General features: G+C 37.7%; 11 protein-coding genes. 5 read left to right on the plus strand and 6 right to left on the minus strand.

Going from position 1 to position 12,829, the window contains the following annotated elements; translation table 11 throughout:
• Positions 1 to 127: 127 nt before the first annotated feature.
• From J2Z82_RS11755 to J2Z82_RS11770, 4 genes are read right to left on the minus strand one after another with little or no spacing between them, the layout of a single operon-like run.
• Complete coding sequence (locus J2Z82_RS11755; RefSeq protein ID WP_209480986.1) at positions 128 to 1,498, minus strand: aldehyde dehydrogenase; 1,371 nt, start codon at positions 1,496 to 1,498, stop codon at positions 128 to 130.
• A 14-nt stretch (positions 1,499 to 1,512) separates the two neighbouring features.
• Entirely contained in the window at positions 1,513 to 2,436 is a 924-nt protein-coding gene (gene rnz, locus J2Z82_RS11760) for a ribonuclease Z (RefSeq protein WP_209480987.1), read from the minus strand.
• A gap of 1 nt (position 2,437) precedes the next feature.
• A complete protein-coding gene (gene namA / locus J2Z82_RS11765; protein WP_209480988.1) occupies positions 2,438 to 3,454 on the minus strand; it encodes an NADPH dehydrogenase NamA in 1,017 nt (338 codons plus the stop codon).
• A gap of 21 nt (positions 3,455 to 3,475) precedes the next feature.
• Positions 3,476 to 4,219, minus strand: a complete 744-nt coding sequence (locus J2Z82_RS11770) for a glycerophosphodiester phosphodiesterase (protein WP_209480989.1) — start codon at positions 4,217 to 4,219, stop codon at positions 3,476 to 3,478.
• Positions 4,220 to 4,286: 67 nt separating this feature from the next.
• Here J2Z82_RS11770 and J2Z82_RS11775 point away from each other — a divergent pair, with 67 nt between their 5' ends.
• The 3 genes from J2Z82_RS11775 to J2Z82_RS11785 all read left to right on the plus strand — a co-directional run bounded on the left by J2Z82_RS11775 (position 4,287) and on the right by J2Z82_RS11785 (position 7,739).
• Positions 4,287 to 5,915 carry a M20/M25/M40 family metallo-hydrolase gene (locus J2Z82_RS11775; RefSeq protein ID WP_209480990.1) on the plus strand — a complete coding sequence of 543 codons (1,629 nt, stop codon included), beginning with the start codon at positions 4,287 to 4,289 and terminating at the stop codon, positions 5,913 to 5,915.
• Positions 5,916 to 5,992: 77 nt separating this feature from the next.
• Entirely contained in the window at positions 5,993 to 6,955 is a 963-nt protein-coding gene (locus tag J2Z82_RS11780; protein WP_209480991.1) for an MBL fold metallo-hydrolase, read from the plus strand.
• Positions 6,945 to 7,739, plus strand: coding sequence for an SDR family NAD(P)-dependent oxidoreductase (locus J2Z82_RS11785; protein WP_209480992.1), 795 nt, complete (start codon positions 6,945 to 6,947; stop codon positions 7,737 to 7,739). The genes J2Z82_RS11780 and J2Z82_RS11785 overlap by 11 nt, the downstream gene beginning before the upstream one ends.
• A gap of 108 nt (positions 7,740 to 7,847) precedes the next feature.
• Here the strand turns inward: J2Z82_RS11785 and J2Z82_RS11790 are convergent, their stop codons facing one another.
• Complete coding sequence (locus tag J2Z82_RS11790; RefSeq protein WP_209480993.1) at positions 7,848 to 9,098, minus strand: DNA polymerase IV; 1,251 nt, start codon at positions 9,096 to 9,098, stop codon at positions 7,848 to 7,850.
• 692 nt (positions 9,099 to 9,790) lie between these two features.
• Positions 9,791 to 10,711 carry an aldo/keto reductase gene (locus J2Z82_RS11795; protein ID WP_209480994.1) on the minus strand — a complete coding sequence of 307 codons (921 nt, stop codon included), beginning with the start codon at positions 10,709 to 10,711 and terminating at the stop codon, positions 9,791 to 9,793.
• Between the two features lie 320 nt (positions 10,712 to 11,031).
• Between J2Z82_RS11795 and J2Z82_RS11800 the strand changes: the two genes are divergently transcribed.
• Positions 11,032 to 11,577, plus strand: coding sequence for an NUDIX hydrolase (locus J2Z82_RS11800; RefSeq protein WP_209480995.1), 546 nt, complete (start codon positions 11,032 to 11,034; stop codon positions 11,575 to 11,577).
• Positions 11,578 to 11,580: 3 nt separating this feature from the next.
• Positions 11,581 to 12,756, plus strand: a complete 1,176-nt coding sequence (locus J2Z82_RS11805; RefSeq protein WP_209480996.1) for an endonuclease Q family protein — start codon at positions 11,581 to 11,583, stop codon at positions 12,754 to 12,756.
• Positions 12,757 to 12,829 lie beyond the last annotated feature (73 nt).

A 12,829-nucleotide genomic window follows, 5' to 3' on the forward strand; every position in this document is an offset into this window, starting at 1 on the left:
AACTGGAAAAATTTTACACACCCCATAAAATTAGAAAATCCTCTTAAATATCCACAACCTACTTATCACTTGTTAATTTATTTGCAAGGCTAGTGAACGAGGATCCGCAACACGTTTATTTATGCATTTATTTCATAATTTTTTTCACCAGTGAATGCGCAATCTTGCTACCTGGGTATCGTAACGGCATATCAAACTTAGTAGTTTGTTTTAGTATACTTTTCTTGTGTGAAAATGTGTCAAAGCCGTACTTGCCATGATAAGTACCCATTCCACTATTTCCAACACCACCAAAAGGAAGGTGTGGATTAGCCAGATGATAAAGTGTATCGTTAATACATCCGCCGCCAAAGGATACATTTTTTAGTATATTTTGCTGAGATTTTTCTTTTTCTCCAAAATAATAGAGTGCTAGTGGTTTATCTATCTGCTTTAGTTCTGTAATGACATCATCAAGTTCGCTAAATGTTAGCATCGGCAAAAGCGGACCAAATATTTCTTCCTGCATAATCGAATGATCCCAGGTGATATTATCTAAAATAGTTGGCTCAATGGATAGCTTCTCTTCATATACACTACCACCATACACAGTTTCACCATCAGCTAGGAATGCCTGCAATCTATTAAAATGTTCTTTGTGAACAATTCGAGTATAGTCATCGTTTTGAAGTGGTTTCTTACTGTAAAATGTTTTTATATGTTTTTTCATCGCTTTTAACAGTTTTGGTTTAACTTTTTCATGAATATACAGATAATCTGGTGCGACACAGGTTTGACCTGCATTCGTAAATTTCCCCCATACAATCCGTTTTGCTGCAAGGTCAATGTTTGCATCTTTATCTATGATAGCAGGGCTCTTTCCACCCAATTCCAATGTTACCGGGGTTAAATGCTTACTTGCTTGTTGCATAACAATTTTACCAACAGCTGAACTACCAGTGAAAAAGATGTAATCGAATTGTTGTTCCAATAATTGCTGACTGGTTTCTTTTGCACCTTCAACAACAGTAAAAAAGGAGCAATCAAATGTTTCATCGATCATTTCGGCAAGCAATGAAGATGTGGATTGCGTAAATTCTGATGGTTTTAACACAACAGTGTTACCTGCTGCAATCGCGCCTATGGCTGGACCAATTGCTAACTGAAGTGGATAATTCCATGGTGCGATAACCAATGTAACTCCATAAGGTTCTTTGTAAATATAATTACTTGTCCCTTTGTGGGTAATTGGTGCATCAACCTTTTCAGGTTCCATCCAGTTTTTAAGTTGCTTAACTGCGAAATCAATTTCCGCGTAGAGGAATCCAAGTTCGGTGGTTAATGTTTCATGTTCGGATTTGTTCAAGTCATCCTTCAGCACTCGATAAATTTCCTGTTCATAATTTTTCAGCATACGCTTTAAAGCTTTGAGCTGATTTTTACGGAAAGAATAGTCCAATGTCTTCCCATTATGAAAAAAATCCCGCTGCCTGTTAACTAGTTTTTCAATTTGTTCCATGTAAAGCACTCCCTTTATCTAGAGTTTACTGTAACTTTATGAAAGTCAGAGGCAAGTTCTGTGTTCGGAAAAATCTCTTGTGCCTGTTTTGCCAGGTCTTCAAAATCATCTTTTTGATAGCGTGAGGATACATGAGTTAATACGAGCTTTTTGACATGAGCCTCTTTTGCAAGGAAGGCAGCTTGTTTAGTCGTCGTGTGAAAATATTGCTGTGCTAAGTCAGCTTTTGAATCGTCGAATGTTGCCTCATGTACAAGTACATCCGACCCTTCTGCAAATGTTTTAAATTGATGTGTTGACCGTGTATCACCAAAAATGGTTATAACACGTCCTTTTTTGTCGGGGCCAAGAAAATTAGGGCGATGAATAACCTGTCCTTCTTGCGTTTTTACCACATCATTCTCTTTTATTTGTTGATAAATAGGACCTGGTTCAATACCTAACTCTTTTAACTTGTCTACCAACAGTTCGCCCGGTTTATCTTTTTCTTCAATGCGAAATCCATAACTTGGTATCCCGTGGTCCAGTTCTTTAGAGGAGACTATAACTTGTTCATTTTCAAAGACTATGCCCTCTATTATTTCAACAATGGAAAGCGGATAGGTCAAATGTGTTCCGCTTACCTTAAGACATGTCTCAACATATTCTTTAATTCCCTGTGGTCCATATATGGTCAGCAAATCGTCTCCACCCTGAAAGGACCTGCTGCTTAACAGTCCTGGGAGGCCATAAATATGGTCTCCATGCATATGTGTGATGAAAATTTTATTGATTTTGCGCGGTTTGATCGATGTTCGCAGTATTTGGTGCTGTGTCGCTTCTCCGCAATCAAACAGCCATATGCTATTTTGCTCCTGTAATAATGTTAAAGCCATCGATGATACGTTTCGGTTCTTTGACGGAACACCTGAACCAGTACCAAGAAATATTAACTCCATGTTAATTCCATCCTCGTTCATATTGTTTTATTGGTTCAAGTGAGTGACCTAATTCATCAGCAGCTGTTTTTGCCCAATATGGATTTCGTAATAAAGCACGGGCCACAAATATAAGATCAGCGCGATCGTTCTGGACTATTTCTTCAGCTTGAATACCACTTGTAATTAATCCGACTGCTCCTGTAGCTACAGATGCTTCCCGTCTAATCGTTTCACACCGCTTGATCTGATAACCTGGATAAGGTGAAATGGATGCTGGAACCACTCCACCGGAACTGCAATCAATTAAATCTATACCTTGTTGTTTCATTTGTTTAGAGAAGTACAGAATGTTTTCCAGTGTGTTTCCTTGCTCGTTATATTCGTCAGTAGATATTCGAACAAATAAAGGTCCGTTCCAGATGGATTTGATTCTATCGATAATTCGAGACAAGAAGCGATAACAATTCTCAGGATTACCACCATATTCGTCCTCACGCTTGTTTGTTAATGGAGAAAGGAACTGATTAATTAAATAGCCGTGCGCTGCGTGAATTTCTATGATGTCAAAGTCTGCTTCCTTCGCTCGTTTTGCTCCATCCTTAAAAGCATCAATTGCCTCTTCAATGTCTTCAGTAGTCATTTCAGTTGGTGTTTTGGATGACTCATTAAATGCTAGTGCAGTGGGAGCATATATTGCAGAATCAAGTCTTGCTTTTCTCCCGGCATGTGCCAGTTGAACACCAGTAGCTGATCCATAGCTATGAATTTGCTCGTTTAACCTTTTTAACCCTTCAATATGATCGTCATGCCAGATACCTAAATCCTCATGTGAAATACGACCCTCTGGCTGAACAGCAGCCGCTTCCGTTAAAATTAAACCAACTTGGCCGACGGCACGTGATATATAATGTGTTTCATGGAATGGAGTTATCTTTCCATCTTGCTCCATGCACGAATACATACACATAGAAGACATGGTAATACGGTTTTTTAATTTAATTCCTTTAAAGTCAATCGGTGAAAATAGTTTGGTCATTTTAAAATTCCTCCTAGTATATTACGTTGGCTTGTGTTTAAATAGTTCCTGATACTGTAGTGCTTTGTGTGGAACATCGGTAAAAATGCCATCACAGGACATTTTGAAGCAGCGTGCCATATGTGCTGGTTTATTAATCGTATAGACTCGAACAGCCATTTTTTCCTGATGACATTTATCAATAAATAGCTGATTTAATAACCGATATTTAATATGTATTGCATTTGCACCTAACTCTTTAGTGTACGACACAAGATTTTTACTTCGCTTTGATGTTAACAAAGCTACACCAATGTTACCATTAAAGGGTTTCAACCGTTCTACACTGTTCCGATTAAATGTTGATAATGTGGTACGATTCAGTAACTGGTAGTGTGATACCATCTCATACACGATATTCTCAAGATTCTTATAATCTATTTTATTATTTTTCAACTCAATATTTAAACATAACGCCTTATCCTTAATCCAAATAAGAAATTCTTCCAAAGAAATTATTGCAGAGCCAGCATATTTTACTGAGAACCAGGAACCCGCATCAAGCTGTTTTAATTGGTCAAAGGTATAATCTTTTATGTATCCGGTACTATTGGTTGTTCGTTTAACATGTTCATCATGGATTAATACTGGTATATCATCTTTTGTCAGATGTACGTCTGTTTCGATTCCTTCAGCACCTTGTTCATAGGCGAGTTTAAAGGCAGCCATTGTATTTTCAGGTGCTAAAGCACTGGCACCTCGATGTGCTATAATTTTAGTTATCAATTGTTTCACCTCTTGTTAAATTCTGTTTTATTTTTTGCAATAAGTCAATTTATTTAGGAGGAGTTATATGAAAATCTGGCAGACTAAGGAACAATTAACTGATTTGTTATGTTCACTTGTCAATCATCAAAGTGTTACAGGGAGTAATGCTGAAATTGCTGTTGCAGAATATTTACAGCATTTATTGTCACAAAAAAAGTACTTTCAAGATAACCCGAATCATTTAAAATTACATCCATTAGATGATGGAAGACGCCTGTTAACGGCATTGGTAAAAGGTAATAATACTTCTGAAACAGTTATTTTGTTGAGCCATTTTGATGTAGTTGGTGTGGAGGATTATGGTTCATTACAAAACCTTGCATTTCACCCCAGAGAACTGACGAGAGAAATGAAGCATCTAAAAGAGGATTTGCCTGAAGCAGTGCAAAACGATTTCTCATCTGGAGACTGGCTATTTGGACGCGGCTCGATGGATATGAAAGCTGGACTCTCTTTGCATTTCTCCATGCTTGAAAAGGCAATAGATGGTGAGTTTGATGGCAATATATTATTGTTGAGCGTTCCTGATGAAGAGGTGAATTCACAAGGAATGTTAACCGCTTTGCCAGTTTTAAACCAATTAAAAGACGAAGAAAATCTAACATACAATGCTTGCCTGAATGGGGAACCCATGTTTAGTAAATATCCAGGGGATCCTGCATATTATGTCTATACTGGTTCGATTGGAAAGGTTTTGCCCGGATTTTACTGTTATGGAAAAGAATCCCACGTTGGTGAACCATTTGCAGGTCTGAATCCAAATTTAATGACAAGTTTTCTCTCGCAGCAGCTCGAATTAAATGAATCTTTTATTGAAAAAATAGAAGATGAGGTCACACCACCGCCTGTAAGCTTAATGCAACGTGACCTAAAGGAAAATTATTCTGTGCAGACACCTCATGCCGCAATCTCTATGTATAACGTATTGTATTTGAAGCAAACGTTTAAGGAATTAAATGAAAAACTACTAACTGGTGCACAAACAGCTGCACGTGAAATTGAAGATTATGTTCATCAGAAAGCATATAAATTTGCCAGTATTGCCGATGACTTTTCAATGCCAGCATGGAATGTGAATGTGATGATGTATGAAGATTTGTATGCGGAGGCACTAAAACGCTATGGTGAGGAAGAAATTATTAGAATTCAAAATTTACTTGTAAGCCAGAGGGACAAAGGTGATCGTGACTTCTCCACGCTTTTGGTACAGGAATTGGCTGCAATGTGCAAGGACTTAGCACCTATGATTATATTATTTTACAGTCCGCCGTTCTATCCAGCAGTTTCTTCTTATAATGATCCTTATATAAAAGATGTGATGAATCACGTAAAAGAATATACGAATAAGAATTATCACATGGATTTAACTGTATCGGAGTTTTTTACTGGGCTTTCAGATTTAAGTTATCTTGGTCCTGTTTCATCCAGAAGTAAACTAAATCAATTAACTACCAATATGCCTCTGCAAAATAATGGGTTTGTTTTCCCGGAGGATATCATGGAGCAACTTACGATGCCTATATTGAATATTGGTCCTTTAGGAAAAGATCCCCATCAGTGGACGGAACGATTGGAATTAACTTATAGCTTTGAGTACTTGCCGTCCATATTAACAGAGGCGATTCATCACTTATTTGAAAAAAACAGGAATTAATAGTGTGACTTTATCCTCTAAAAAGGATACAATAGGATAATAACTGAATGGTCATTCATTTTGGAGGATTTTAATTTATGAAAGTATTAGATAAAACAATCAGTCAATTAACAATACCGACACCTTTTGCAGTAGGTGACACACATGTATACCTTCTAAAAGGGGAGACCCTTTCGCTTGTTGATGCAGGTGTTAAAACAAAAGAAGCCTGGGATGCATTAAAAATGCAGTTAAAAGAGCTGGGATATGCACCTGGAGATATCGAACAAATTATTCTAACACATCATCATCCGGATCATATTGGATTAATTGAACAATTTCCCCGAGCTGAAAATATTGTAGCACATAAAAATGTAAATCCATGGTTAACAAGGGATGAAGCTTTCTTTTCATATTATGAAGAATTTTTCAAGGACCTTTTTAACAAATGTGGAGTACCATCGAAATATAGTGCTGTTTTAAATAAGTTACGTGCACCGTTGAACTATGCTGGCCTGGGACAAGTAACCAAGGTAATTGACGAAGGAGATATTTTACCTTGTCATGAGGATTGGCAGGTCATTGATACAAAGGGCCATGCCCAAAGTCATTTATCATTTTTTAGGGACAGCGATGGAGCGTTTATTGGTGGTGATCATCTTTTACATCATATTACACCAAATCCGCTTCTTGAACCACCACAACAGGTTACGCAAGATCGACCTCGGCCAATGCTTCAGTATCGAACAAACCTAAATAAATGTCTGTCACTGGGGGTTAAAACGGTATTCCCTGGACATGGAGATGTTTTTTCGGATATTGATGCGTTATTACCTGTTCAAATGGAAAAACAGGAGAAACGTGCAAATAATGTCTATAAGCTTTTAGTAGAAAAGACGCAAACGCCATTTGAACTTTGCAAGCAGATTTTTCCGAAACAATATGAAAAACAATTGGATTTGACAATCTCAGAAACGATTGGTCAGCTAGATTATCTGGAAGACAAAGGCGTTGTTGGAAAAACGTTAAAAGATGGTGTCTATTACTATCATGCAGAATAAAGTTACAAATAAAAAAATTATCGTCACAGGTGCATCAAGTGGCATCGGAGAACGAATATGCTGGCATATTGCTAAGCATGGTGGCACTCCCATCATGCTTGCTCGCTCGATTGAGAAGTTGCAAAATCAGCAAAAGCTGATTAACCAGACTTTTGATATATCCAGTGATGTGTACCAAGTAGATTTGCTCAATGCAGATGAATTGGAAAAAGTAATCAGACAGGTTTTATCAGAACACACACAAATACATGGATTAATTAATAACGCTGGAGCAGGTGTCTTTGACTATGTCAGGGATATACAGTGGTTGGATGTGGAGCGCATGTTTCAATTGAATGTGTTTGCGTTAATGCGTGGAACTAAGCTTCTTTTGCCACATTTTTCACAGAATCAGGAAGGGCATTTTGTAAATATAGCGTCACAGGCTGGAAAGATTGCCACGCCAAAATCTGCTATATATGCATCAACCAAACATGCGGTACTTGGGTTTACTAATGCGCTTCGTCTGGAAATCTCCAGTAAAAATATCCATGTTACTGCAGTTAATCTTGGGCCTGTTCGAACGAACTTCTTCACAACAGCAGACCCAAGCGGGAACTACCAAAAGAGTGTTGAACGTTATATGCTTGACCCGGATAAAGTTGCCGGCAATATTGTGAAGTATCTATTTACGAAAAAACGGGAAATAAATCTACCCTGGTGGATGGAGATGGGAAGTAAATTTTATCAGCTATTTCCACGGGCACTGGAAAAGAGTTTGAGAAAACAATTTAATCAAAAATAGAAGTGACTTTTTGTTCGCAGTTAAGAAAGTGTAAATCCTATCTTACTGCTTAAGTGCAACTTTGGCTTATCTATTAAAGCTTGGCGATAAGCCAAGTTTTCTAAACTATTATGCTTGGTGCCCGCCAATTTTCTTACTTCTCCCAATGGTAATTCCAGCGTCAGTATAGCTGGTTGCTCGCAGTATTGCGGTCGATCCGTATTTATCACGGATTGAATCCATTACATAGCCAATATCCTTTTTCTTAGGCTTGTCATCAAATAAATCGAGTTGGGTTTCAGCATCATCATAAAGCTTATCCAGGGTCACATATACATGCCTAATGTCACTGTGTCCATCATAAAATTCATTATATAACTGCATGCAGATATCATAAATGTCCATTGTATTATTTGTCGGAAGCGTAACAGATCTTGAACGGCTAAAGCCACCACCTGTTACTTTGGAATAGGAAACGCCAAGGTGAATGGTTCTCCCGGCTTTACCCGCAGTTCTTGCTCTGCGGCACACCTCTTCGCAAAGGTCGAGAATACAAATCGCAACTTCTTCTCCGGAGTAATCACGTAATAAAGAGATCCCATGACCAAATCCTTTTTGTTCGGTTTTTGTAAAATTTCCAAAAACAGGGCTCAAATCAACACCCCAGGCATGCCAATAAAGCTGTTCTCCCATTATTCCAAAACGCTTCTTCAGATACTTTAACTCAGCGTTGGCAAGCTGCCCAAGATTGACAATCCCCATCCTATTAAGGTTCCGCTTCATTCTGCTGCCAATGCCCCATATCTTTTCTATAGGAAAAGGCCATAGTTTTTCTGTTACATCCTCATATTTACATTCAGCAATCCCAACTTGTTTAGCATGTAAATCCATAACTACCTTTGCCAGAAATTTATTATCACCTATACCAATTGAACAAGTGATACCGAAATTCTCCAGGATATCCTGTTTTATTAACCGTGCTACTTGCCACCGATCTCCAAATAGCTTTTCAAGCCCATTGACAGTAACCCAGACTTCATCAACAGAGTATTGATGGATAGCTTCTTTAGGCACATATTGATTAATAAGTTTAGTGATCTCCATGGAAACTTGAAGATAATCAGCCATATGTGCGGGAACGATGACAATTTTTGGATCTTTAGGCAGTTCAAAAAATCGGCTGACATTGCTGATACCGTGCTTTTTCTTTAATGCCGGGGAAGCAGCTAAGACAATACTGCCCGGTCTATTTGGGTCCCCAACTACAGCAAGTTGAACCGTCATTGGATCCAGCCCTAATTTTATGGCTTCAACACTTGCATAAAATGAGCGCATATCGATGCACAGAACATCGTTTCGCGGGTAATTGGAATAATCCATCGTATTTTCACCTCAATAATAAGAACGTTTGTTCTCATTATATGCCACATGTTCTAATATTATCAATGGGAATTTATTCTTCCGTGCTTATTTCTAAGCTCTTTTCATAATGATTGTTATTAATTGACCATCACAGTTGATATAAACTACGAACTAGTGAAATTTGTAAGTTTCTCTAACCACGCAGCTGGAATATGCTCCCTTTCCGTGGGCAAGTGCCGAGCCTCCTCAGCTCGTACCTCGCCTGCGGGGTCTCGCCTAGCTTGTTTTTCCCACAGGAGTCTCGCATATTCCAGCTGCTAGTTTAAATGGTTTAAAAAATTTTTACTCTCTATCCATCACAATGTATATTTTGTTATTTTATCAAGTTATAACGAGCAAATCCCAGCGCAGGAAATACACGTAGACTCCTGGGGGAGGAAAGGCCTAGATGAGACATCTGAGTGCGTCAGCACGAAGAGGGCTCAACAGCCGCCCCCGGAAAGCGAAGTGTATTTCCGTAGCGGTATTATTGCACACAACTCCTAGTTCGCATTTTATATCTTTTGTATCAAAAGAACAAACTTCTAGAAAACAGCCTATTACTATAACTAATATCGTTTAAGGACAATAAAAAGTGGCATCAAAAAAATAATTTTTTCCTGACGCCACTTTTTTCACTTCATAATCGATTGTAATAGTGAAGGAACTACTTATCGATGCTTAGCATATTTCATTGGTTTTGTAATCTGTCTTAATCCTTCATACGTTTCATCGGTAAGTGTTTTGGATGTATTAAAATTTGTGTTATCTGTTACTTGGCTGATTGAACTTGCTCCGAATACGGCGGTTGCAACAGCGGGATGTTGTAATACGTATTTAAGAGCTAACGCATTGAAGGAAGGCTCATTATTAAATTGTTCAGCAATAGTTTGCTGAATTAATTTCAGTTCATTAAACGAATAACCCAAAAAGCCATCCTGTCCTTTTTTTTCGATCTGTTTTACTGCGCTGTTGCTAAGCATTCCTTTTGCCAATGGACCTCTGGCTAGTACACTAATATTATTTTCATGAAGCAAATCTAATACCTCTTCTTCCGGCCGGCGATCCAGCATATTATACTGCATCATAACACCATCGATAGTAGAACGGCTGACGTACTCACGAATAACATTGGGCCGGATGGATGATAACCCGTAAGCACGAATTACGCCTTCTTTTTTTAGCGACTCAAATGCTTCAATTGATTCATCAATAGGATCATCAATTGTGCCTCCATGGAGCATATAAAAATCAATATAGTCTGTTTTTAAACGACGCAAACTTTCTTTTACACCCTCTTTGATATGTTCTTTGGAAGGGTCCCAAAACCAGTCTTTCTTAGCCTTATCGAAGTTATTTCCAACTTTTGTCGTTAAAATGACTTGGTCACGTTTACCTTTTAAGGCATCACCAACTATTTCTTCATTCATACCAAAATCATATAAGTCGGCAGTGTCCAGGTGGTTAATGCCAGTATCTAATGCCTGGTTAATAATTTCGCTTGCTTTTTGAGTGTCTGTCCCTAGTGACATACAGCCAAGTGTTAGTTCAGATACATATAAATCCGATTGTCCTAATTGATTCTTTTTCATATTATTAACCTCCCGTTATTTAGAATATGTTTATATTTATTGTAAGGATATCCATCTGTTAAATACAACTATTTCGCGTATGATAGAATAGATAGTAATATTTTAGAAAGCCCGTTTTCTAAAAGTTGTTGTTATTGATTAGAAAACATGCCCCCCCAATCCCTTGTGGTGAATGGACAGTAACCTTATAAGTATCAGAATTTCCACTTTGGATAGTCGTTTTCCCGGAGCCATATGTTATGACGAAGTTTATCTAATAGTGGAGATTAAAAAATTCAACGGAATTTACGAAAAGAGCTTTAATAAAAAGGATGATAATAGTGAAGAAATTTGAAGAGGAAACAATTCATACTGAAAAAATATATGATGGAAAAGTAGTTAAACTGCAAGTAGACGATGTTATACTGCCAAATGGAAAAAAGTCAAAACGTGAACTGATAAAACACCCCGGTGCTGTGGGAATTATACCTATTACAAAGGATAAAAAAATTGTATTTGTAGAGCAATATCGAAAGCCATTGGAAAAAACGTTAGTTGAGATCCCTGCTGGAAAACTGGAAGCTGGTGAAAAGCCGGAAATAACTGCAATTCGGGAGTTAGAAGAAGAGACAGGGTATACGACAAATTCGTTACAGTTTGTGGCATCATTTTACACCTCACCAGGGTTTGCAGATGAAATTATGCATTTGTACATAACGGATAATATTGTCCCATTGGAGCATGAAGTAGCGGGTGATGACGATGAATTTGTTGAGCTAATTGAATTAACGCTGCAAGAAGCAATTCAATATGTAAAAGAACAACGAATTCACGACGCCAAAACGAATTATGCAGTACTATATTTACAGACTTTAGAGAGGATGTAATAAATGTTAAATTCATTTTTCGCTGATATGCATATTCACATTGGACGGGATATGTATAATAAGCCGGTAAAAATAACTGGATCGAAAACATTAACCCTGACAAATATTTTGAAAGAAGCAAGTCGGAACAAAGGAATTCATATGGTCGGGGTAATCGATAGTCATGCTCCAGCAGTCCAGCAGGAAATAAAACAGCTTATCGAGGCAAATAAAGCATATGAACTATCTGATGGCGGAATACGGTTTGAGAACGTCACCTTGCTGCTCGGTTCTGAAATTGAAGTTTATGACGAAAATTGCCGTGGACAAATTCATGTATTATGCTACTTCCCGACACTTGCAATGATTGAGGAATTTTCAGAGTGGCTGACAACAAAAATGAAAAATATAACATTAAGTTCTCAGCGTTATTATGGAACAGCCAAAGAACTGCAATATAAAGTTAAAGAACTTTCAGGGATATTTATTCCTGCACATGTGTTTACACCATTTAAAAGTATGTACGGAAAAGGGGTACAAAAATCACTGAAAGAGGTGTTCGATCCGGATTTAATTGATGGAATTGAATTAGGATTAAGTTCTGATACAGCAATGGCCGATCAGATACGGGAACTGCATGACTATACATTTCTAACTAACTCTGATGCACATTCATTAGCAAAAATCGCCAGAGAATACCAGGAGATTTATATGGAAGATCCTTCATTTCAGGAATTTAATTGGGCGCTGCATAACGTTCAGGGTCGAAAGATAAGAAAAAACTTTGGCATGAATCCACACCTGGGTAAATATTATACAACTGTTTGTAGTCAGTGTTTAGAACCATTGACACCAGAAGCTGATCATTGCCATAGTTGTGGATCTACAAAGATTGTAAAAGGTGTGTTTGACCGTATTCAGGAGTTGGCGGATGCAAAAGAGGTGAAAGCACGTCCGCCTTATTTGTATCAAGTACCGTTGGAATACTTACCTGCGCTTGGACCAAAAACGTTTGAAAAACTATTAGTGCATTTTCAAACAGAAATGAACGTAATCCATCATACTAAACTGGATGAGTTGAAAGAGGTAATACCAGAGAAACTAGCAAACACAATAGTAAATATGAGAGAAGGTAACTTGGCAATCAAAGCTGGCGGTGGTGGTAAATACGGCAATATAATTACGTCTTCTGAAAAATAATGAATAAGAAAACATCTTAATTTGGTATTTTTATCTGGAATTCTTCATAGTTTTTAACTAGAGAGAAAATCAT

This window comes from Virgibacillus litoralis (assembly GCF_017873675.1).
Lineage (GTDB): Bacteria > Bacillota > Bacilli > Bacillales > Amphibacillaceae > Lentibacillus > Lentibacillus litoralis.